Genomic DNA, 21,973 nt, shown 5'->3' on the forward strand with positions numbered 1-21,973 from the left:
CCGAACGATTCATGCACGGGCACGTTCTGCCCTCGCCGTTGACGTAGCTGAACCAATACCGCGGGAGCGCGATGCCCTCGTAGGTCGCCGACCAAGCGCCGCCGAATGGCCCACCCGCCTCCGGCGGCTTTCCCATGAATGCGGGTACCCCATGATCTTCTCGGAAGCGCTCGGGCGTCTGGAGGGGCTCGGCCGCTCGGCCGCGGCCCTCCTGCCGGGTCTCGCCATCGCCCTGGTGCTGTTCGGCATCGGACTGCTGATCGCCCGCGGCGTGCGCGCCGCCGTGCGCCGGGCGGCCTCGCTGCGGGACGCGTCCCCCGGATCGGCCTCGGTGCTCGGGCGGATCGCCGGCGGCGTCACCGTCCTGATCTCGTTCCTGGTGGCGGCCTCGGTGGCCTTCCCATCCGTGTCGGCCGCCGACCTGTTCAACCTGCTCGGCATCGGTGGCGTCGCCATCGGCTTCGCCTTTCGCGACGTGCTGCAGAACCTGCTCGCCGGCATCCTGATCCTGCTGACACGGCCGTTCGTCATCGGTGACCAGATCAGGGCGGGCTCGCACGAGGGTACGGTCGAGGACGTCTGGGTGCGGGCGACCGTCCTGCGCACCTACGACAACCAGCGCGTGCTGATCCCGAACGCCACGCTGTTCGTCGACAAGATCACGGTCATCACGGCGCACGACAAGCGCCGGCTCGCCTTCCCGGTGACCATCGGCAACGGGGACGACGTCGGGCAGGCGCGCCGGGTCATCGTCGAGGCGCTCCGGGGGACCGAGGGCGTGCTCGCCGACCCGCCGCCGGAGGCGCTGGTCACGGGCCTTGGGGCGGCCGGCGTCGATATGACCGCCCGGCTGTGGATCGACCCGCCCCGGCGCCGCGACGCGGTCGACGCCCTCGACCACGCCATCACGAACGTCAAGGACGCGCTGACCGCCGCCGGCATCGACCTGCCGTATCCCACGAGCCAGGTCCTTTTCCACGACCAAACCGAGGAAACGGACGGCGACCGCACGCGCCAGCGCGAGGGCTGGCCTGCCGGTAAGAGCCCGCCACGCGCCCGCTGGCGGATGGTCCGCGACGACGAGGGTCCGCGCGGGAGGGATCAGGCATGAGGGCGCGCCTGTCCGCCTGGATCGAGTACCGGGGGGACCTTTTCTGGCTGCGGCCGGCCCTGATCGTGCTCGGCTGCATCGTCCTGGCCCAGGTTCGGCGTTTGGCTGGAGACGGCCCACGTCGCGGGCTACGACGCGTCCTCGCCCGACAAGAACTGGGGGTACTCCGGCGGCGCCGAGGGGGCGCGGGCGCTGCTCAGTGCGGTGGCATCCTCGACCATCGGGGTCGCCGGCACGACCTTTTCCTTCACCATCGCCGCCCTGACGCTGGCCTCCGGGCAGATGGGTCCGCGGCTGCTGCGCAATTTCACCCGCGACGCCGGCAACCAGGTCGTGCTCGGCATCTTCCTCGGGACCTTCGCCTACGCCTTGATGGTGCTGCGGACCGTGCGCACGTTGCAGGAGAGCCCGTTCGTCCCGCACCTCGCCATCACCGGGGCCATGGCGCTCGCGCTCCTGTCGCTGGCGACCCTGGTCTGGTTCGTCCACCACATCGCCGCCAGCATCACGTCGAGACGGTGGTCGACGCGGTCCACCGCGACCTGTGCAAGGCGGTGGAGGCGCGCACCCGCGACGCGGCGGATGCGACGCGTCCGTCCGAGCCTCCCTCCGGAAGCGGGGTCGCCGGGACGGGCGGAGGCTACCTCCAGGCGGTGGATGCGGAAGGCCTGGCCGATTGGGCCGACGGGCACGACGTCACCGTCGCCCTGCGGGTCCGGCCCGGCGATTACGTGCCGGGCGGTTTCCCGGTGGCGTTCCTGTCCGCGGGGGTCGAGGGCGCCGAGGCGGCCATCCGGAGGGTGCTGACCTTCGGGCGGCGGCCGGCCGCGCTCCAGGACCTGGAATACTCGATCCGGCAACTCGTCGAGATCGCGGTCCGGGCGCTCTCGCCCGGCATCGACGACCCGTTCACGGCCGGCAGCGTCGTCGACCATCTCGGCGACGCCCTGTGCCGGGTCGCCGCGCGCCACCTCCCGACCGGGACCGTCGTGCGGGAGGGCCGCGTCGTGCTGGTCCACCCGGTGACCGACTACGACGGGTTGTGCGATGCCATGTTCCACATGATCCGCCAGAACGCCGCCGGTTCGGTGCACGTGCTGGGACGGATGCTCGACGTGCTCAGCCGCGTCGCCGAGGTCGAGCGGCTCACCGACCGCCTGGGCGATCTGCGGCGACATGCCGCCCTGATCATCGCCGCCGGCCGGCGGGACGTCGCCGACCCGGACGATCTCGCGGACCTTGACGGCCGCCATGCGAGGTTCGTCCGGGTCGAGGCCACGGGAAGCGCAGGGGGCACCTGAACGGGCGGCCAACCTGATCGACACGTTGTGACGGTGCCCCCGGCGACGCTCCGCCGTCTCGGCGGTTATTCCTCGATCAGAACGTCGGCGACAGGAAACGCAGGGATGCTGGATACGACCCGCAAGGCCACCGTGTACCGGATGGTGATGGAGAAGCATCTCTGCCCGTACGGGCTCAAGACCAAGGACCTGCTCGAACGCGAGGGCTATCGGGTCGAGGATCACTGGCTGACGACGCGCGAAGAGACTGACCGCTTCAAGGCCGAGCACGGGGTGAAAACCACGCCGCAGACCTTTATCGCCGGCGAGCGCATCGGCGGCTACGACGACCTGCGCCGCCACCTCGGCAAGGCCGTCGTCGACCCGAAGGCGACGAGCTACACGCCCATCGTCGCCGTGTTCGCGATGACCGCGCTGATGGCTCTCGCGGTGAGCTACGCCGCCTTCGGAACCCCGCTGACGGTGAGGGCGGGCGAATGGTTCGTCGCCTTCAGCATGTGCGTGCTCGCCATCCTCAAGCTGCAGGACGTCGAGAGCTTCTCGTCGATGTTCCTGGGCTACGACCTGCTGGCCCGGCGCTGGGTGCGCTACGCCTACGCCTACCCGTTCTGCGAGGCGCTCGCCGGTGTTCTCATGGTGGCCGGCGCCCTGAGGTGGCTGTCGATCCCGGTGGCGCTGTTCATCGGTACGGTCGGCGCGGGCTCGGTGTTCAAGGCGGTCTACATCGACAGGCGGGAGATCAAGTGCGCCTGCGTCGGCGGCTCCGGCAACGTGCCGCTCGGCTTCGTCTCGCTGACCGAGAACCTGATGATGGTCGCGATGGCCGCCTGGATGCTGGCGATGGGCCATTGAGGCGCCCGGTTCGATCATGATCCACGAGACGGTTTTCGACAGGCCGGCGCACGCCGATGGATTGCATGTTCGACGCATCGGTCCCTTGTGGGCGGTGCACCGGGGGATCGGCGATGGCGTCGCTGCGACGAAGGTTGGAAGATGGCAGGCCTTGCGCCGATACGATGCGGGACCCGGAACGTCCTGTCGAAGGACGATGACGGACGTCCCGCGCGGCCGCGCCTCGCTGGTCTGCTCATCTGCGCGGCCATGCTCGGCGAACCGCAGCCGGCGTCATCCGAACCGTTCCCGCGCGCCGAGCGGGCCACGGACCTCGACCGCGGGGATCCGCGCGAGCTTCCCGCCGAGGCGACCTTCTCCGACACGCCCTACAACGCCCGGGAGGCGCCCTCCATCGCAAGTTCGCTCGGCCCCTACGCCGACCCGGGCGGCTTCCGCGCCTTCCTCGCCGGCCGCGGCATCACCTACACCCTCGACTACGTCGGCGAGGTGCTCGGCAACGCCACCGGCGGCCTGAAGCGGGGTGCGTTGTACGAGGGCCGCCTCGACGTCCAGGTCACGGCCGACCTCGAACGAATCCTGGGTTGGGACCGCACCACGCTGCACGGCAACGTCTACCAGATCCACGGTCGCGGTCTGTCGACCTTCCATCTCGACAACCTGCTCGTGGTGTCCGGCATCGAGGCGCTGGCCTCGACCCGCCTGTTCGAGGTCTATCTGGAGCACCGTTTCGAGGGGAACGCGGGCTCGATCCGGATCGGTCAGTTGGCGGCCGATTCCGAGTTCCTCCGCAGCCGCTACGCCGGGGTGTTTGTCAACGCGACCTTCTCCTGGCCGACCATAACCGCCGCCAACCTGCCCGGCGGCGGTCCGGCGTTCGTGCTGGCGACGCCCGGGGCTCGTGTCGAATACCGGCCGAGCGAGACGTTCCGGGTGCGGGCCGCGGTCTTCAACGGCAACCCGGCCGGCGCCCGCATCGGCGAGCCGCAGCGCATCGATGCCACGGGGCTGGAGTTCCGGGTCAGCGACCCGCCCTTCGTGATCGCCGAGGCCGTCCTCGACTACGGCAAGGGTGCCGGGGGCCTACCCGGCACCGCGAAGATCGGTGCCTGGGCGCATTTCGACAGGTTCGACGACCAGCGTTTCGCCACCAATCTCGTGTCCTTGGCCGATCCCACGAGCAGTGGCATCCCGAGGCGCGTGCGTGGGAACGACGGCATGTACGCCGTCGTCGACCAGCTGGTGTATCGGGTGCCGGAGGACGCGGATGCCGGCATCGGTGTGTTCGGCCGGGTCTCCCTCAGCCCTTCCGACCGCAACCTCGTCGACCTCTACGCGGACGCCGGGATCAGCCTCAACGGGCTGGTGCCGACCCGCCGCCACGATACGTTCGGCCTCGCCGTCGGCTACGCCCGGATCTCGGGGCGGGCGACGGACCTGGATCGCGACGTGGCGCAACTCTCCGGGGCGTCCTACCCCATCCGGTCGAGCGAAATCGCCATCGAGGCGACCTATCAGGCGCGCATCGTACCAGGGTGGGTGGTGCAGCCGACGCTACAGTACATCGTCCGGCCCGGTGGCGGCATCCCGAACCCGCGGACGCCCTACGAGGCCCGCATAGGCGACGCACTCGTCGCCGGCATCCGTACGGTCATCCGATACTGAGGCGCGACGTCGGGCCGTGAACGGGCGACCGCCGCCGGAACACGGCGCGGGCACGCGGACTTCAATCCCCGCGCCGGCTCTCCGTCCGGCGGGAGGAACGCCATGTCGAGCGACACGGACAAGCATCACGCCCTTCTCACCGCCCTCAAGGAGGTGCAAGGCAAGGGCGACGGTTCCTTCGAGCAGGCCGTCACCGATGCCTTCGAGCATGTCTTCGACCACTTGGCACGCCTGAACGCCCACGTCTCGCAAGGCGGATCCTCCGGCGAGGAACGGCTCTTGGAGGACGGTGAGTCCGCGACCCTCAGGTAGCGCGCCCGGTCGCGTCCAACGGATGGGCGCGCAAGCTACCCGTGTGACGTGTGCCTCGAAGACGACGAGCAACTCGGCGCCCGTCTTCATCGTGCAGGAGGTGCGCTCGCCTCATCATCGGCTCGGTTACCTGACGGGGGGCGGATCTCGTCGAACGTTCGCCACCGCCGGTCCATGACCGGCAATCGGACCGGGGCGCATGCGGTCTCGGTGACGATTGCCCGCGGGTCGCGAATAGGAACCGCCCCGGCGGCGGGACGATTGGCGGTGCATCGGGATGGGCAAATCGCGACCGCCACAGCAGACGTCGCCCCATCCCCCTGCCGCAATTCAGGACACCAGCATGACCGACGCCGCCGACGCACGCCTGACGATGCAGGACCCTCGGACCCAGTACCCGCAGCCGCCGTTCAAGCGCCAACCGCAGGAGGCGCCGGGCCTCGCCGGAGCGATGGACCCGAAGCCGGACCACGGCGAGACCAGCTACCGGGGCCACGGCCGCCTCGCCGGCCGGAAGGCCCTGGTGACCGGCGCCGATTCCGGCATCGGGCGCGCGGCCGCCATCGCCTTCGCCCGCGAGGGCGCGGACGTGGCGCTCAGCTTCGTCGAGGCCGAGATGCCCGACGCCCGGGCGGTGGCGAAGCTGATCGAGGCGGAAGGCCGCAAGGCGGTGCTGCTGCCGGGCGACATCACCGACAAGGCGTTCTGCGAGACGCTGGTGCACCGGGCCGTCACCGACCTCGGCGGGCTCGACATCCTGGTCAACAACGCCGGCAAGCAGACCAACCAGACGGACGTCGGCGACATCACCGACGAGCAGTTCGACCGGACGCTGAAGACCAACCTCTACGCGATGTTCTGGATCACCAAGGCGGCGCTGCCGCACATGCCGGCCGGTGCGTCGATCATCAACACGGCCTCGGTCGTGGCCTACAACCCGCCGCAGATCCTGGTCGACTACGCCACCACCAAGGCCGGCATCGTCGCCTTCTCGAAGGCCCTGGCCAAGCAGCAGGTCGCGAAGGGCATCCGCGTGAACGCGGTGGCGCCCGGGCCGTTCTGGACCGCGCTGCAGCCCTCGGGCGGGCAGCCGCAGGAGGCGGTCGAGAAGTTCGGCTCCGAGGTTCCACTCGGCCGCCCAGGCCAGCCGGTGGAGCTCGCCCCGGTCTACGTCTTCCTGGCGAGCCAGGAGGCGAGCTACGTCACCGGCGAGGTCTACGGCGCCACCGGCGGCAACGGCACGGCGTAAACGCCAAGCCCGACCACCGGAGTGGCGAACACGCGACGTCAGCGGTCGGGCCGGGGGCTCGGATCGGTGCCAGGGTGCGATAGGGTCTCGGATCAAGCCTTTGCGATGAGGTCCTTGGTGCGGCTAACGAGTGCTTTTATCGGGAACGGCTTGGTCAACACCTGCATGCCGGGTTCCATGTGTCCGTTCCCGAGCACCGCTTTCTTGGCGTAGCCAGTGATAAGGAGCACCTTCGCGAACCGATCCCACCGGGGCAAGCGGGACGACGAACTCTGCAGGCTTCGACGCAGACGGCTTCGGTGCGTGTTCCAGGAAACTAGTGGCTGGTCGCCGGGGTATCCTCGGCCTGCAGGCCCCTGAGCGGAGCGTCGATGGTGCACACGACACCCGTGGACGGGTAGGAGAGATCCACCTCGCCCCCGAAGTTCCCGGCGAGGCCACGCCCGATCAGCCTCGATCCGAAGCCGGTCCGCGTCGGCGGCACGACGATCGGGCCGCCTTGCTCCGACCACCGCAAGGCGCAGTGCGGCTCGCCGCCATCCTCGCGCAGGGACCAGGCGACCGAGACCTTGCCCCCGGCCGTCGACAGGGCCCCGTACTTGGCCGCGTTGGTCGCGAGCTCGTGCAGCATCAACGACAGGGACATCGCGGCCTTCGAGCCGACCGTGAAGCTCGGCCCCTCCAGGACGAACCGCCCAGGATCATCCTCGTGGGTTTGAAGCGAACTCCGGATCAGGGTCTCGATGGGCGCGGAGCCGACCGCCCCGCCCAGCAGCAGGTCGTGTGATTTACTGAGCGCGATCAGCCGACCGGCCAGGACCTCCTTGGCCACATCGAGGTCGGTCGCGGTGCGCATCGTCTGTGTGGCGATGGACTGGACCATCGCCAGCATGTTCTTCATGCGATGGCTGAGTTCGAGGTTGAGCGTCCTCTGCCGTTCCTCCGCCTCGATCCGGGCGAGCGCCGCGCGGGTCCGGTCCGCGATGGTGTTGGCGAAGCTGATCTCGTCGGGCGTCCAGGCGTGCGGGGCGTCCTTCAAGGCGTAGAGCAGGGCCACGAAGCGTCCATGCTCCATCACCGGCAGGTTGAGCAGCGAACGCACGTGGATGGCGGCGAGTGTGCCGGCGTCCGACGCGGTCCGAGGGTCGTCGCCGACGTCGTCGATGACAACGGCATGGCCGGTCTTCAGGGCCTCGATATAGGTGCCGTAGTCCCTGAAGCCGTGCAGGCCACCGATGTCGGTCAGTCCCGGCGCCGACCATCCCTGGTCGATGAGGATGGTCTCCCGGTCGTGGTCCACCGACCCGTATCCGCCATGGGACAGGTCCAGCGTGCGACCGAGGATGTCCGACGCAACGCGCAGGATCTCGGCTGGGTCGTTCGAGTTGCGCAGCCGGTCGCCCAGCTCGACCATCGCCGCGCGCCGCACCTCGGCCCGCTTCCGTTCGGTGACGTCGAGGAAGAGGCAACTGAAGCGCTGGCCGGTCTCCTTGTTGGCACGGACCTCGAACCACCGGTGCAGGCCCGGGACGTCGATCTCGAACAACGTCGGTTCGCCGGTGTCGACGACGTGCGCGTAGGTGTCGATTGGCCACTGCTCGATGTCCGGCACGTAATCCCGGATCGTACGGCCGATGCTGTCGGCCGGCAGGCCGGACTGCCGAGCGAACGCCGGATTGATCTCGACGTACCGGTAGTCGATGGCGCGCCCGTCGGCGTCCCGTATCAGCTCACCCAGGAAGAAGCCCTCCTGCATGCCCTCGAAGAGGCCGCGCCAACGCTTCTCGCTCTCGGCGACCTGCCGCTCGGACGTCCGTTGCCGGGTGATGTCCCGCGAGACCACCAGCAGCCGCTCGGGGTTGCCGTCCGCGCCCCGGATCGGCGTGACCTGCACGTCCCACCACCTGGGCGTGCCCTTGAACGTGTCAGCCTGACCCTGGAAGTGTCCCGTGCCGCCCGCCAGCGCCGACCACACCGCTTCCTTGGCATCGGCATGGCCGCCCCCGATCCAGAAATCGGGCCACGGACACCCCTGGATCTGGTTGAAGTCGCCGACTTCCATAACCTCCATGCCGCCCTCGTTCATGAAGGTCAGCCTCGCGTCGAGATCGAGCACCTTGATGCAATCGGCCGAGGAGGCGAGCACGCCCCGCATGAACGCGGCGTCGGCCTGCTCCTTGGCGGCGGCGTTCCGCTGTTCCGTCCGGTCGCGCAGGATCTTGAGGAAGCCCTCGTGGACGCCGGCCTCGTCCCGGAGTGGCATCATCTCGCCGTTGGCCCAGAACAGGCTGCCGTCCTTGCGCAGGTGCCAACGCTCGTCGGTGCCGCGGCCGTGCAGGAGGGCCGAGGCCATCTCCTGCTCGGGGATGCCGGCCGCGACGTCCTCCTCGGTGAAGAAGATATGCGCAGGCTCGCCGCACATCTCGGCCTCGTCCCAGCCGAGGATGCGTTCGGCGCCAGGGGACCAGCTCGTCACCATCCCCTGCAGGTCCATCGAGACGATGGCGTAATCGACCGCGCTCTCCAGGATCGCGGTGTTGCGGCGGTCGACCTCCCTGCGGGCCCGCAGGGAGCGGCGGAGCTCCAGCGTCGTCACGACCTGGTGCGCCAGCGTGCGCAGCACGAACGCCTGGGAGGGCGTGAGCTTGTTCGGCTTAGTGTCGAGCACGCACAACGCGCCGAGGGCTACGCCATCGGGGGTTCGCAGCGGGGCCCCGGCGTAGAAGCGGACACGTGGGCCGCCGGTCACCAGCGGATTGGACGCGGTGCGCGCGTCCCGCGTCAGGTCCTCGATCTCGAAGACCTCGTCCTGCTGCACAGTATAGGCGCAGATCGACTGGGACAGCGGCGTCTCCGTCCGCCCGAAGCCGGTCTCGGCCTTGAACCATTGCCGGTCGCCGTCGAGGAGCGAGATGAGCGACACCGGCATGCCGCAGACGTCGGAGGCCACCTTCACGATGTCGTCGAACTCGGCTTCGGCGGCCGTGTCGAGGATCGCGTGGCGGGCCATCGCGACCCGCCTGAGTTCATCGACCTGCGCGTTCCGACCCGGCATTCCCCCGCTCATCGTTCCCTTCGTCGCCTTTTCGGATTCAAGACCGGCTCCACCGAGGTTTGCTCCCAATCGTCTTCACCTTCAATGGCATGCCGACGCCAGGTCCCATCGGTCCCGATCCTTCTGCCCGCGCAGGGACTTCGGGACCTGGTGGAAGGCCGTTCGGACACTCAGGCCCGCCCGGCCGGCCGCGCATCGGCGAGGTCGCCGAACGAGGTGAACCGGTCCGGCCCGTCGAGGGGGACGTCGAGGCTGCAGCGCACCCCGTCGGCGGCGAAGTCCAGCCGGACCAGCCCGCCGAGCTCCCGGCTGATCCCCCCCGTGATCAGGCGCGTGCCGAACCCGCGCTTGCCCGGCTCCCGAACCGGCGGGCCTCCGCTCTCCTGCCAATCCAGCACGAGACGCCTCGCGCCGCTCTCGGCGACGACGACGGTCCAAGCGACGGCGACGTGGCCGGCGTCGGTCGAGAGCGCACCGTACTTGGCCGCATTGGTGGTCAACTCGTGCACGGTCATGCCGAGCGCCAGGACGTAGCGCGGCGGCAGGTCGAGGTCGGTGCCCTCCAGGTCGAAGCGATGGGCCTGGTCGTCCCGGAAGGGGGCGAGCTCGTTCTCCAACACCGTCCGCAGGGAGGCGCCGCCCCAATCGTTGCGCGACAGCAGGTCGTGGGTCTTGGACAGCGAGAGGATGCGCCCCTCCAGCCGTTCGCCCTGGTCGTCGTCGCGGCGGGTCTGCCGGGCGAGCGACTGCACGGTGGTCAAGGTGTTGCGGACGCGGTGGTTCAGCTCGTGCAGCATCATCGTCTGCCGCTCCTGCAGGACGCGGCTGCGCGCGACCTCCTCGCGCATCTCGCCCTCGTGCCGTTGCAGCGACGCGGCCATGGCGTCGAACGCCTCCCCGAGCCGGCCGAACTCGTCGTGCCCGGAGATGCCGGTCCGGGCGCCCAACTCTCCGGCCCGCCAGGCGCCGGCCGCTGCGAGCAGCCGTCGTACCGGCCGGCGGATGAAGGCGCGCCCGGCCAGCAGGGCGGCCGCGACGGCCAGGAGGGCGCCGAGGCCAATCAGCACGATCCCGCGGCGGGTCGCGGCATCGATATCCGCGAAGGCGGTGGCCGGCGACAGGCCTACCGCCACCGTCATCGAATCGAGCGCATCCGGCGAGGGCCCGGCCACGGCCGTGATGCGCACGTCGCCGCGCAATCCGGGCAGGTCGGCGACGCCGCCGCGGTGCTCGGTCAAGGCTTTCCAGAAGGTCGGAGGAAGCGCCTTGCCCGCCCACGCCTCGTGGTCCGGCAGGCGTACCAGGATCGCGCCTTGCCTGTCCGCGACGGTGAGCGTGGCATCGGGCGGCAGCCCGGCGGTGGCCTGTCGGGCCGCGAGGTAGGACAGGTCGATGCTGGTGATGACGATGCCGTCGGGCCGTCCGTCGCCGTCGTCGTCGGCGATGGCTTGCGCGAACTGGATGGTGGGCCGGCCGGTGACCCGCCCGGACACGACTTGCCCGATGGCGAACCCGCGGGTGCGCATCGCATCCTGGAAGTAGGACCGGTCGGCGACCGAGTAGGACCCTGGCGCCGAGCCGATGGTGGTGCAGCGGATCCGCCCCTCCGCGTCGGCGACACCGAAGAAGAAAGACCCAGGCACCTGGCCGACCACCGTCGCGAGGTAGGCCGTGCAGGCCCGCGGATCCTTGCCGCGGATCTCGGACAGGCCGGCCAGGATGGCGAGCACCTGCCGCGCCCCGCGGCCGAACTGCCCGAGGTCGGCCGCGACGCTCCGCGCCGCGCGCATCGCCTCGTTGCGGACGGCCTCGGCACGGGCGGTCCGGAGGGCGTATTCGTTGTAGCCTTGAACGACCAGGGCGGGGATCAGGGCCAGCACGACCAGGCCCACGATCCGCTTCGTCAGTGACATCGGTGGCGTCGCCCTGAGCCTATCCCCCCGTCGCGCGTCGCGGGCCCCGATCGACGAGATAGGTCCGTCCCGCGCCGACGACCATGGCAGCCGTCCGTTAAGTCGTGGATACGAGGTCGCGGCGACCGCCGGCAGGGTTCAGGTCGTCTCCTCGATCAGGCCACGGATGCGCGATGCGAGCGCCTCCAAGGCGAAGGGCTTCACCAGCACCTCCATGCCGGGCGCGAGGTGGCCGTGGTTGAGCGCGGCGTTCTCGGCGTAGCCGGTGATGAACAGCACTCGTAGGTCAGGCCGCGAGACCTTCGCGGCATCCGCCATCTGCCGCCCGTTCATGCCGCCGGGCAGGCCCACATCCGTGATCAACAGGTCGATGCGCACGTCCGATTGCAGCACCTTGAGACCGGAGGCGCCGTCCGCAGCCTCGATGGCCGCGTAGCCCAGGTCCTCCAGCACCTCGGTGACGAGCATCCGCACCGTCGGCTCGTCGTCGACCACGAGCACGGTCTCGCCGACCTTGGCGCGGGCGGCGTCCGACAGGTCGGGCACCTCCACTGCCCCCTCCGCCTCGCCGAGGTGGCGGGGCAGGTAGATGCAGACCATCGTGCCCTTGCCGGGCTCGGAGTAGATCCGGACCTGCCCGCCGGACTGCTTGGCGAAGCCGTAGATCATGCTCAGGCCGAGGCCGGTGCCTTCCCCCATCGGCTTGGTCGTGAAGAACGGGTCGAACGCCTTCGCGACCACCTCCGGCGCCATGCCGGTGCCGTTGTCGGAAACGCAGAGCGCCACGTACTGCCCGGGCTCCAGGTCGCGCTCCCGGGCGGCGGTCCGGTCGAGCCAGCGATTGCTGGTCTCGACCACTATGCGACCACCGTCAGGCATCGCGTCGCGGGCGTTGATGCACAGGTTGAGCAGGGCGTTCTCAAGCTGGCTCGGATCGACCAGGGTCGGCCACAGGCCGCCGGCGCCGACAACCTCGACGGACACGCTCGGCCCGACGGTGCGGCGCACGAGCTCCTCCATGCCCTCGATCAGCCGGTTCACGTCCGTCGGCTTCGGCGCGAGGGTCTGCCGCCGGGAGAAGGCGAGCAGGCGGTGCGTCAGGGCGGCCGCGCGGCGTGCCGCACCCTGGGCGGCGCCGATGTAGCGTTCGAGGTCGCCCATCCGGCCCTGGAGCATGCGGGTCTGCATCAGCTCCAGGGAGCCGACGATGCCCGCGAGCATGTTGTTGAAATCATGCGCGAGCCCGCCCGTGAGCTGCCCCACCGCCTCCATTTTCTGAGATTGCCGCAGGGCTTCCTCGGTACGCGCCAGCGCTTCCGCCTGAGCCTTGGTGGCGCTGACGTCGCGCACGGTGGCGTAGATCAGCCCGCCGTTCGGCACCGCGTTCCAGGACAGCCAGCGCCAGCTTCCGTCGCGATGGCGGTAGCGGTTCTCGAAGGACAGCTGAGGCTCGCCCTGGGAGAGACCAGCTGCGGCCGCCTCGGTGCCGGCGCGGTCCTCAGGGTGTACGAGGTCGAGGAATGGGCGGGCCTTCATCTCGGCCTCGGTCCAGCCCAGGGTGGCTGTCCAGGCCGGGTTGAGGCTGACGAAGTAGCCCTCGAAGTTCGCGACGCAGAGCAGGTCGGACGAGGCCTTCCAGATCATGTCGCGCTCCGCGGTGCGGGCGGCGACCTGCCGTTCGAGTTCCTCGGCCTGGCGGCGGCGCTCGTCGATGTCGGTGTGCGTGCCGACCCACTGGGTGAGGGTGCTGTCGGCGTCGCGGACCGGCTGCGCCCGGGCCAGGAACCAGCGATGGCCGCCGCCCGCGCCGCGGATGCGGAACTCGACCTCGTAGGGCTCCCCCGTCGCGACCGAACGCTTCCACCCGTCCTTCGCCGCCCTGAGGTCGTCGGGATGGATCAGGTCGCACCAGGTCGCAATCGCGTTGAGCGCGCCCGGCGCGGCGCCGGTATAGGCGTAGGCCTGCTCGTTGAACCAGTATAGCGTCCCGTCCGGCCGGGCGCCCCAGACCTGGTTCGGCACGGCCTCGGCGAAGGCCCGGAACTGCGCCTCACTGGCCTGGAGGTCCGCCTCCGCGCGCTTCCTGGCGGTGATGTCGCGGAACAGCACGGAGACCTGGCGCCGGCTCGCCGGCTCGATCCGCGCGGCCGAGACCTCGATGTGACGCCCCACCTCCGGGAAGGCACGCTCGAACCGGATCGGGTCGCCGGTGCGCAGGACACCCCCGTAAAGGTCGAGCCAGCCTTCCGCCTCGGCCGGCGCGATGTCCCGCAAGCTCTTGCCGACGATGTCGGCGATGCCGGTCTGGCGCTCGTAGCCCTGGTTGGCGACGACGTGGAGGTAGTCGCTCGCCGGACCGTGCGGGCCGTCGATGAACTCGATGATGCAGAAGGCGTCGTCGACCGCCTCGAACAGCGCCGTGTAGCGCTCCTCGGTCTCGCGTCGGCCGGTGACGTCGACCATGGTGCCGAGCGCCCGGAACGCCCGGCCCTGCCCGTCGAACAGGCCGCGCCCCTTGGCTGCCACCCACCGCACGGTCGCGTCGACTTTCGAGACGACGCGGAACTCCGCATCGAGGAAGGACCGCCGCGCCGGATCCAGGGCGTCGGAGAAGGCCGACGACGCCGCATCCCGGTCCTCGGGATGCAAGCCCTCGCGAAACGTTCCGAGGTCGCAAGGCTCGTCCGGGGTCAGGCCGAACAGGCTGCGGGTGCGCTCGGACAGGTTCAGGGTACCGGCGACGAGGTCGAGGTCGAAGGTGCCGACCTCGCCAGCCTCGGTGGCGAGACGTAGGGCCATCTCGCTGAACTGCAGGCGCTCGGCGTCCGTGGCGCGGGCGGCCGACAGGGCGGCGTTCTCGCCGCGGAGCGCCGCGAGTTGCAGCACGTCGGCGGTGACGTCGTACTGGCTGGCGAAGAAGTACGCGACCTCGCCGGCGGCGTCCCTGACCGGCGCCAGCAGCAGCTGATTCCAGAACGTCGTGCCGTCCTTGCGGTAGTTCAGGAGCGCGACCTCGATGCCACGCCGGGCCGCGATGGCCTCGCGCACGCGCGCGACATCGTCCCGGTCGGTCTCGGGCCCCTGGAGGAAGCGGCAGTTGCGCCCGACGATCTCCTCGCGTGCGTAGCCGGTAAGCCGACCGAAGGCGTTGTTGACGAAGATGATCGGGTTGTCGGGCTGGCGCGGGTCCGTGACGATCATCGGCATGCGCGTCGCACGCACCGCGGCTGCGAACGGATCGGTGATGTCCGTCCCTCCGGCGATCTCGGAAAGGATGCGGTGGGTGTCCCTTCGGACCGTGTCCGCTTCGGCCTCGGCCGGCGTCGGGTAAGCTGTCGCGTCTGTCACGCGACGCCGTCTACCAGGATTCGGACGGACCCTGAACCACGGTTCGGTGAGGGCGGACGCGCGCGTGCTCGGACACTTTAGGGCTGGGAGTCAGCACGGGTCCGACCGGGGACCTAGGCGTAAGAATCGGACGTTTGGCACCCATCGCCGAACGTCCGGGGAGGGTGGGAAGCGGTAGTTCGCTCGTCGCGAGATGAACGTCTGAACTGCGGCCCACAGCGGAAATGCGTATCAAGATCAAGGTCGGCAGGGTCACGATGCTTGATCGTCATGGCCTATCGTGCCTCGACGGGGAGAGACACCGTCAGGGCAAACTTGAGCCCGTCGATGAATCGACGTACCCGCGCCGGCATGTGCTGCCGTGTCGGGAGCACGGCCCAGATGGCCAAATGTTCCGGCTCGGCATCGTCAAGGGCGACGGTCCTAAGGGTGCAGTCGGCTAGGTCCTGCGCTACGTCCCAGTAGGTCAGCAACGCGAGCCCCGCCCCGGCGATGCATGCAGCATGTACTGTATCGACGCTGCTGGCAGCCAGTCTGCCCTTGATGCGCCTGGAGACCGGGCGCCCGTCCTGGCGGAACGTCCAGGCGTCCATCGCATGCAGCGTTAGACAGGCGTGTGCGTCGAGGTCAGCGAGGCGCTTGGGGCATCCGTGCGCCGCCAGGTAGGCCGGCGCGGCGCACAGGATTCGTGGGTTGTCGGCCACTTGCACGGCGACCAGCTCGGGGGCTGGCAAGGTCGCCACCCTGATCGCCACGTCGATACCGGCGGCCACGATGTCCACGATCCCGTCTGAGAAAGTCAGGTCCACATGGAGGCGCGGATTTTCGGCCATCAGCCGGACGACTAGGGGCACGACGAGAGCCCGCCCGATGCGGTGGGGCGCGGTCACGCGCAGGACCCCGCTCAAGCCCTCGTGTTGTTCGGAGAAGGCGGCCGCGGCGGCCTCTCGCGCCTCCAGCATCATCTGCGCGAGCGGCAGGAAAGTCTCGCCGTCCGCCGTCAGGGCGACGGAGCGCGTTGTGCGATGGATGAGGCGCACCCCGAGTTCATGTTCCAGCGCTGCCAGGCCCCGACTGACCGCCATCGGGGACAGTCCCGCCTGCCGTCCGGCGGCCGAGAGGCTGCCGGCCGTGACGATGGCGCAGAAGATGGCCACATCCGAGAGGTTCATCAGCTTACCGTTGAACGATAAAATGCTTATCGTCCATCTCGGCTACTGTACGGACGACCCCGCGGCTACCATGCTGTCAAACGATCAGCGAGAGCCGAACATGAGCACGGACGCAAACGGCCTTTTCACGGTCACCGATATAACCAGCGTAACGCTTCTTAACCGATTGGCGGTCGCCCCAATGACGCGCGTGAGCGCGTCTGAGGATGGCTCCGCCACGGAGACGATGGCGCGATACTACGAGCGATTCGCCCGCGGGGGCTTCGGGCTCCTGATCACCGAAGGCATCTACACGGACCAGGCGTTCGCCCAGGGCTACATCCACCAGCCCGGCATCGTTGACGAGGCTCAGGCCCAGGCTTGGCGACCGGTGGTGGATGCCGTGCACCGGCATGGCACACGCTTCTTCGCGCAGCTCATGCATGCGGGTGCGATCAGTCAGGGCAACCGCTTTCGCGAGACCACCGTCGGACCTTCGGGCGTGCAGCCGAAGGGGCAGCAGATGGAGTTCTACTACGGCAAGGGCGCCTACCCGATGCCGGCAGCCATGACCGAGGACCAGATAGCCGACGCCATCGAGGGCTTCGCCGCGTCGGCGGCACGGGCAGTCGTGGCCGGGTTCGACGGCGTCGAGATCCACGGCGCGAACGGCTACCTCATCGACCAGTTCCTGACCGATTATGCCAACCAGCGCGGCGACCGGTGGGGTGGTGACACCCGCCGCCGCACAGCGCTCGTGCGTGCCGTGTTCGAGGCGGTGCAGGCTCGGGTCGGGGCCGGCGTCCCGATCGGCGTGCGCATCTCGCAGGGCAAGGTCAACGACTTCACCCACAAATGGGCGGGCCGCGAGCAGGACGCCGAGGCCATCTTCGGCACGCTCGTTGAGGCCGGGGCCAGCTACATTCACGTCACCGAGCACAAAGTGTGGGAGCCTGCCTTCGAGGGTGGTCGCGACAGCCTCGTCGTCCTCGCACGCCGCTACGCACCGCATGTCCCGCTGATCGCCAACGGTGGCGTTTATGATGCGGCGCGGGCGCAGGAGGTCATGGCTGCAGGGGCAGACGTCGTGGCGCTGGGCAAGGCCGCGCTAGCGAACCCGGACTTCCCAAACCGCGTCCGGGCCGAGCAGGAGGTGGCCGCGTTCGACCCCGCCATCCTCGGGCCCATCGCCAACATCAAGCCCACCGAGCTGGCTGCCTGAGGCGAAGCTTGTGACCGGCGTTCCTCGCAGGGGAGGCCGGTCACCCGATGCAATGGCGTTCGGTCGCTCAGGCTGCAAGCTGCTGCTGAGCCGCGAACTGAGCGCGGTCGTGCTGACCTTGCGCGCTGCGGTCCAGTTGCGAGACCGCCCAGCACGTCGCGAACGCTAAGGGTAAGGTCACCAGGGTCGGCGGATCCATTGGGAACACCGGAGCCGCGTGACCCAACACCTTCACCCACACTGCCGGCCCGAGGACGGTCAAACCGAGTGCACTTAATAGGCCGACAGTGCCACCGGTGACCGCGCCCAGCGTCGTCAGCCCACGCCAGTACAGCGCCAGGATTAGGACCGGGAACGTCGAGGAACAGGCGACCGCGAAGGCCAGGCTGACCATGTAGGCGACGTTCTGGGTCCGGAAGGCGATGCCCAGTCCAATTGCCACCAAGCCGAGCACCAGGGTCGCGATGCGCGAGATCCGCACCTCGCTCTTCTCGTCGAGCTTTCCGCGCCGGATCACGCCTGCGTAGAGATCGTGACTGACCGCCGATGCGCCGGCCAGCGTCAGGCCGGAGACCACCGCGAGAATGGTCGCGAAGGCCACCGCCGAGATGAAGCCCATCATGGCGTTGCCGCCCACCGCGTGGCTGAGGTGGATGGCCGCCATGTTGCCACCGCCGCGCAGTGCGCCCGAACCATCGACGTAGGCCGGATTACCAGCGGTCAGGGTCAGGGCTCCGAACCCAAGTACGAACACTAAGGCGTAGAAGATGTTCATGAACGTCGCCGCCCAGAACACCGACACGCGCGCCGCGCGGACATCCGGCACTGTGAAGAAGCGCATCAGGATGTGCGGCAGCCCCGCCGTCCCGAACATCAACGCGAGACCCAACGACAGGGCCGAGAGCGGGTCCTTAGAAGCGGCCTGCGGGGCGAGTATTGCTGCACCCTTGGGATGAATGGTGGTCGCGCGTGCCAACAGGGCCCCGTAATCAAACCCGTAGGTGGCTAGCACCAGCACCACGATCAGCGTGGCACCGGCCAGCAGCAGGCCCGCCTTGATGATTTGCACCCAGGTGGTGGCGACCATGCCGCCGAACATGACGTAGCAGACCATCAGCACGCCGACGACGAACTCGGCGTAGAGGTAATCTAGGCCGAACAGCAGTTGGATGAGCTGGCCTGCGCCTACCATCTGAGCGATCAGGTAGAAGGCCACCACGACGAGCGAGGCGCACGCCGCAAACACCCGGATCGGCCGCTCGGCCAGCCGCGTGCACACCACGTCGGTGAATGTGTATCGGCCGAGCTTGCGTAGGCGTTCGGCCAGCAGGAACACCACGATGGGCATGCCGGTGGTATAGCCGATGGCGTAGGTCAGGCCGTCGAAGCCCGAGGTGAACACCAGGGCCGTGAGCCCTAGGAAAGCCCCTGCCGACATCGCGTCGCCGGCAATGGCAAGGCCGTTTTGGAAGCCAGTCACATTGCCACCGGCGGCGTAGAAGTCATCGGCCGTCTTGGTGCGCTTAGCGGCCTGCCAAGTGATCCACAGCGTAAGCGCAACGAAGGCCAGGAACAGCCCAATCGCGGTCAAATTGATGCCGGAGGTGTTGCCCGTTGCTGCTTGAACCGGCATGGCGAGTAGGGTGCTGGCGCCGATGAGCATTCCCAGCGCGGTGATGCGGTGAAGGGCCATCACGCTCATACCCCCGCTCGTTGCATGTCGGCCCGGTTGGCCGTGAACACGTACAGACCCGTCAGCACGACGCCGAGCACGATGACGAACAGGCCGTAGGCGAAAGCCCACGTCACCGTGCCACCGGTGAGCACCGGCTGCGCGAGCAGGCCCGGGGCAAACGCACACATGACGACGAACCCGAAGTATGCGCCGACCAGGATCACGGTGAACGTAACACCAAGGGCCAGGGTACTCCTGGCCTGTGAATTAACAGATATTAACATGGTATTCATTGCTTGCGCCTCCGATCATTCTAATGATCTTGACGCCTTGAGCACTTATCGTGCCAAACTAAAACTCACTATTAACTATTTTTTATTGATTATCATCTTCAAACGCAAGCGACCACGCAGGAAAAGTCCCACGTGGTACACGTTATTACTTTGAGAAACGTTCAGAGTTCGCCGGTCAGGAACTGGGCCCGACCATGGCCAAATGACCAGTCGTCGTCGGTGTTGCTGACCATTGAGACGACCACATCGGTGGGCTCGACCCCACACCGTTCCTGCAGGTACTCGCAGAGCAGCCGGTAGAAGGCTTGCTTCATCTCACGGCTACGGGGCCGGGTGGTCACCTGCAGCACTACTCGTTTGTCGGTCCGGGAAATACCGAGCCCAGTGTCTTCCACGATCATGTGCGCGGCCGGGTGCTCGTGCACGATCTGGTAACGGTCGCCGGGCGGCACCTTAAAGGCCTCTAGCATGGCGTCGTGAGCAGCATCGAGGAGCGTTTGCAGCTCCTCGGCGCTACGGCCTTCAACGAGATCAAAGCGAAGAAGGGGCATGGGACCTCTCGAATACTCTCGGGTCGTCAGGGGGTTGTCAGGCGGTGACGACGGTCCGCGTGACGCCGATCAACCGCGCCTCCGTATCCGCTGCGAGGCGCGCGACCAGCTCGCCGGCCGGTGGCAGATCCTGGATCAGACCGATGGCCTCACCCACGGTTACGTTTGCAGTGTCGTAGTCGCCGTTCCGGTCGGCCTCTTCGACCGCTTTGCGCTGCTCACCCTTGAGCGCGCGCAACTCATCCTCGCGGCCGTGCCAAGTCTCGATGAAGGTGTTGCGCATCAGCCTGCCGGTGTACTCGACCGGCCAATCGCGATGGCGCGCGATGTCGTAGACGGAGGTGCGCACCGTCTCATCGCCTGTGGCGGAGAGCACGCGCGCTTTGGCACTGGGATGGATTAAGGCTTCCTGGGTTGCCCAGAACCGGGTGCCGAGCAGGGCGCCGTCAGCGCCTAGCATCAATGCGGCGGCGATCCCGCGCCCATCGGCTATGCCGCCAGCAGCTAGCACCAGCACCTTGGGTCGTTCGCGCGCCACCAGATCCACCACACTGGGCACAAGCGAGATGGTGCCGCGGGTGGTCAGGCCGTGACCGCCGGCATCGGTGCCCTGTGCCACGAGAACGTCGGCGCCGGCGTCGATAGCCCGGCGCGCATGTTCGAGGTTGTGAACCTGACAAATCAGGGGGATGCCGGCAGCTCGAATTTTTTCAGCGAATGGAGCTGGATCAGCGAACGACAGCATCATCGCCGCAGGCTTGTGTGAAAGGGCTGTGTCCAGCAGCGCTGGGTTCTTCGCCATCGACCAAGTAATGAACCCGCAGCCGACGCGTTGATTGCCGGCCAAGAGAATTTCTCGCTCCAGGATTTCCGGGTCACCGTAGCCGTGCCCAATCATGCCCAGGCCGCCCGCGGCGCTGACCGCTGCAGCCAGTGCGCCTCCCGAGGCGGGATCCATAGGCGCAAGTACGATGGGATGCTTGATCCCAAAGATATCTGTCAGTCGGGTCCGCAGTGCCATGATCGCCCCCAGGGCCCGGCACCCTTCAGCGCCTACCTCAAGCTGGAATGGTCCTGTAGCGAACCCTGCTAATCAGGTATAATGATTAGTTCAGATGACCCCCATCTCGGATGGCGATGCCATGAATAGCACCGACCTGATGTTTTTCGCGGCAGTTGCTGAAGCTGGTGGGATTGGCCGAGCCGCCGCAGCTCTCAACACCGTGCAGTCCAACGTGACCGGACGCATCCGCACCCTCGAACAGGCGCTGCACACCAAGCTGTTTTACCGTGGCACCCGAGGTGTGACCCTGACCCGAGCCGGCGAGCGACTTCTGCCCTATGCGATGCAGGTTGGTCGCCTGCTGGCCGATGCCGAGCAGGCGGTGCTGTCCGACGAGACGCCACAGGGTCTTCTGCGCCTCGGTTCGATGGAAACCACCGCGGCTTTGCGCCTGCCGCGCCTCCTGACGGACTATGCCGCTCATTATCCTGAGGTGGACATCGAACTGGAACTGGGACCAACCGAGGCGCTGATCGCGTCCGTCCTCGACCGGAAGATTGAGGCAGCCTTCGTCGCAGGACCGATCAGCCAAGACGATCTAGCGACGATACCAGTGCTGGAAGAGGAGCTGGTGCTTGTGGCTGGAGCGAAGATCCAGAGCTACGATGAGATACTGGCCCTGCTGGCAAGCAAGCGCGAGGCGCGGGTGCTGGTGTTCAAGACTGGGTGCTCTTACCGGCTGCGTCTCGAAGGGCTTCTGGCTGCCCACGGCTTAGTGCATGTCCGCCGGATGGATTTCGGCACGCTGGACGGGATCATCGGCTGCGTCGAGGCGGGGATGGGCGTGTCGCTGCTCCCGCGCGTCGTCGCCGCACCAATGCAGCGGTCCGGGCGTATCTCGCTCCATGCTCTTCCGGATGGTGCTGGCACCGTTCAGACGCTGCTTGTCTATCGAAAGGACAGTTTGCTGACGGCAGCATTCGAGCGGTTCTTGGACCACGCCTACGCGGCATTTGAGCTATTACCTCGGAACGAGGCATCGGCTGACACTGAGGATTTACAGAGCCTTCATACCAAGTAACTCTCGTTGCCTTTATTTCAGTAGGTCACCACTATATCAAGGGCGCATCTAATGGTTCGCTTTGGGGTTATTGCGGATGTTCGCGAGGTTCGGGCTTAAGTACTGCTTCGGGTCGTGAGGAGACGGTACAGACCGTCAGGGCTCTAACGCTCGACGCGGTAATGTCCCGCGTTACGTCGATCCCACCTGAC

15 protein-coding genes and 1 pseudogene are annotated in these 21,973 nt (G+C 68.0%); 8 read left to right on the top strand and 8 right to left on the bottom strand.

What is annotated here, in order from left to right; all coding sequences use genetic code 11:
- The first annotated feature begins 151 nt into the window (after positions 1–151).
- From OXS27_RS21310 to OXS27_RS21335, 6 genes and pseudogenes are all read left to right on the top strand, one after another.
- Positions 152–1,111, top strand: coding sequence for a mechanosensitive ion channel family protein (locus tag OXS27_RS21310; protein WP_267358571.1), 960 nt, complete (start codon positions 152–154; stop codon positions 1,109–1,111).
- Positions 1,108–2,412 (top strand): annotated as a pseudogene (locus tag OXS27_RS21315) (DUF2254 domain-containing protein). Before OXS27_RS21310 ends, OXS27_RS21315 begins: the two are co-directional and overlap by 4 nt.
- A 105-nt stretch (positions 2,413–2,517) precedes the next feature.
- Positions 2,518–3,264 carry a glutaredoxin gene (locus OXS27_RS21320; protein ID WP_267358572.1) on the top strand — a complete coding sequence of 249 codons (747 nt, stop codon included), beginning with the start codon at positions 2,518–2,520 and terminating at the stop codon, positions 3,262–3,264.
- A 141-nt stretch (positions 3,265–3,405) separates the two neighbouring features.
- Positions 3,406–4,929: a carbohydrate porin gene (locus tag OXS27_RS21325; protein WP_267358573.1), complete on the top strand. Its 1,524-nt coding sequence runs from the start codon at positions 3,406–3,408 to the stop codon at positions 4,927–4,929.
- Between the two features lie 102 nt (positions 4,930–5,031).
- The gene (locus OXS27_RS21330; protein WP_267358574.1) at positions 5,032–5,241 is read left to right on the top strand and encodes a hypothetical protein; all 210 of its coding nucleotides are present in this window, start codon (positions 5,032–5,034) and stop codon (positions 5,239–5,241) included.
- Between the two features lie 343 nt (positions 5,242–5,584).
- Positions 5,585–6,490 carry an SDR family oxidoreductase gene (locus tag OXS27_RS21335; protein ID WP_267358575.1) on the top strand — a complete coding sequence of 302 codons (906 nt, stop codon included), beginning with the start codon at positions 5,585–5,587 and terminating at the stop codon, positions 6,488–6,490.
- 316 nt (positions 6,491–6,806) lie between these two features.
- Here the strand turns inward: OXS27_RS21335 and OXS27_RS21340 are convergent, their stop codons facing one another.
- The 4 genes from OXS27_RS21340 to OXS27_RS21355 all read right to left on the bottom strand — a co-directional run bounded on the left by OXS27_RS21340 (position 6,807) and on the right by OXS27_RS21355 (position 15,978).
- Positions 6,807–9,545 carry a PAS domain-containing protein gene (locus OXS27_RS21340; protein WP_267358576.1) on the bottom strand — a complete coding sequence of 913 codons (2,739 nt, stop codon included), beginning with the start codon at positions 9,543–9,545 and terminating at the stop codon, positions 6,807–6,809.
- Positions 9,546–9,715: 170 nt separating this feature from the next.
- Entirely contained in the window at positions 9,716–11,458 is a 1,743-nt protein-coding gene (locus tag OXS27_RS21345) for an HWE histidine kinase domain-containing protein (protein ID WP_267358577.1), read from the bottom strand.
- A 138-nt stretch (positions 11,459–11,596) separates the two neighbouring features.
- Entirely contained in the window at positions 11,597–14,806 is a 3,210-nt protein-coding gene (locus OXS27_RS21350) for a PAS domain S-box protein (protein WP_267358578.1), read from the bottom strand.
- 275 nt (positions 14,807–15,081) lie between these two features.
- Positions 15,082–15,978, bottom strand: coding sequence for a LysR family transcriptional regulator (locus tag OXS27_RS21355; protein ID WP_267358579.1), 897 nt, complete (start codon positions 15,976–15,978; stop codon positions 15,082–15,084).
- 100 nt (positions 15,979–16,078) lie between these two features.
- On the opposite strand from OXS27_RS21355, the gene OXS27_RS21360 reads away from it, so the two are divergent.
- Entirely contained in the window at positions 16,079–17,179 is a 1,101-nt protein-coding gene (locus tag OXS27_RS21360) for an NADH:flavin oxidoreductase (RefSeq protein WP_267358626.1), read from the top strand.
- A gap of 67 nt (positions 17,180–17,246) precedes the next feature.
- Here the strand turns inward: OXS27_RS21360 and actP are convergent, their stop codons facing one another.
- From actP to OXS27_RS21380, 4 genes are all read right to left on the bottom strand, one after another.
- Positions 17,247–18,881, bottom strand: coding sequence for a cation/acetate symporter ActP (gene actP / locus OXS27_RS21365; protein WP_267358580.1), 1,635 nt, complete (start codon positions 18,879–18,881; stop codon positions 17,247–17,249).
- Entirely contained in the window at positions 18,878–19,147 is a 270-nt protein-coding gene (locus OXS27_RS21370; protein ID WP_346732998.1) for a DUF485 domain-containing protein, read from the bottom strand. Before OXS27_RS21370 ends, actP begins: the two co-directional genes overlap by 4 nt.
- A 161-nt stretch (positions 19,148–19,308) precedes the next feature.
- Positions 19,309–19,698: a tautomerase family protein gene (locus OXS27_RS21375; RefSeq protein WP_267358581.1), complete on the bottom strand. Its 390-nt coding sequence runs from the start codon at positions 19,696–19,698 to the stop codon at positions 19,309–19,311.
- Between the two features lie 37 nt (positions 19,699–19,735).
- Positions 19,736–20,719, bottom strand: coding sequence for a nitronate monooxygenase (locus OXS27_RS21380; protein WP_267358582.1), 984 nt, complete (start codon positions 20,717–20,719; stop codon positions 19,736–19,738).
- Positions 20,720–20,840: 121 nt separating this feature from the next.
- On the opposite strand from OXS27_RS21380, the gene OXS27_RS21385 reads away from it, so the two are divergent.
- Positions 20,841–21,782 (top strand): LysR substrate-binding domain-containing protein, encoded by a 942-nt coding sequence (locus tag OXS27_RS21385; protein WP_267358583.1) that lies wholly within the window; start codon positions 20,841–20,843, stop codon positions 21,780–21,782.
- Positions 21,783–21,973 lie beyond the last annotated feature (191 nt).

Source organism: Methylobacterium sp. GC_Met_3, assembly GCF_026540775.1.
GTDB lineage: Bacteria > Pseudomonadota > Alphaproteobacteria > Rhizobiales > Beijerinckiaceae > Methylobacterium.

What these genes read in the sequence shown, in the direction of transcription:
- OXS27_RS21310 (WP_267358571.1), top strand. Translation starts at nt 152, where the DNA reads ATGATCTTCTCGGAAGCGCTCGGGCGTCTGGAGGGGCTCGGCCGCTCG.
- OXS27_RS21320 (WP_267358572.1), top strand. Translation starts at nt 2,518, where the DNA reads ATGCTGGATACGACCCGCAAGGCCACCGTGTACCGGATGGTGATGGAG.
- OXS27_RS21325 (WP_267358573.1), top strand. Translation starts at nt 3,406, where the DNA reads ATGGCAGGCCTTGCGCCGATACGATGCGGGACCCGGAACGTCCTGTCG.
- OXS27_RS21330 (WP_267358574.1), top strand. Translation starts at nt 5,032, where the DNA reads ATGTCGAGCGACACGGACAAGCATCACGCCCTTCTCACCGCCCTCAAG.
- OXS27_RS21335 (WP_267358575.1), top strand. Translation starts at nt 5,585, where the DNA reads ATGACCGACGCCGCCGACGCACGCCTGACGATGCAGGACCCTCGGACC.
- OXS27_RS21340 (WP_267358576.1), bottom strand. Translation starts at nt 9,545, where the DNA reads ATGCCGGGTCGGAACGCGCAGGTCGATGAACTCAGGCGGGTCGCGATG.
- OXS27_RS21345 (WP_267358577.1), bottom strand. Translation starts at nt 11,458, where the DNA reads ATGTCACTGACGAAGCGGATCGTGGGCCTGGTCGTGCTGGCCCTGATC.
- OXS27_RS21355 (WP_267358579.1), bottom strand. Translation starts at nt 15,978, where the DNA reads ATGAACCTCTCGGATGTGGCCATCTTCTGCGCCATCGTCACGGCCGGC.
- OXS27_RS21360 (WP_267358626.1), top strand. Translation starts at nt 16,079, where the DNA reads ATGAGCACGGACGCAAACGGCCTTTTCACGGTCACCGATATAACCAGC.
- actP (WP_267358580.1), bottom strand. Translation starts at nt 18,881, where the DNA reads ATGAGCGTGATGGCCCTTCACCGCATCACCGCGCTGGGAATGCTCATC.
- OXS27_RS21370 (WP_346732998.1), bottom strand. Translation starts at nt 19,147, where the DNA reads ATGAATACCATGTTAATATCTGTTAATTCACAGGCCAGGAGTACCCTG.
- OXS27_RS21375 (WP_267358581.1), bottom strand. Translation starts at nt 19,698, where the DNA reads ATGCCCCTTCTTCGCTTTGATCTCGTTGAAGGCCGTAGCGCCGAGGAG.
- OXS27_RS21380 (WP_267358582.1), bottom strand. Translation starts at nt 20,719, where the DNA reads ATGGCACTGCGGACCCGACTGACAGATATCTTTGGGATCAAGCATCCC.
- OXS27_RS21385 (WP_267358583.1), top strand. Translation starts at nt 20,841, where the DNA reads ATGAATAGCACCGACCTGATGTTTTTCGCGGCAGTTGCTGAAGCTGGT.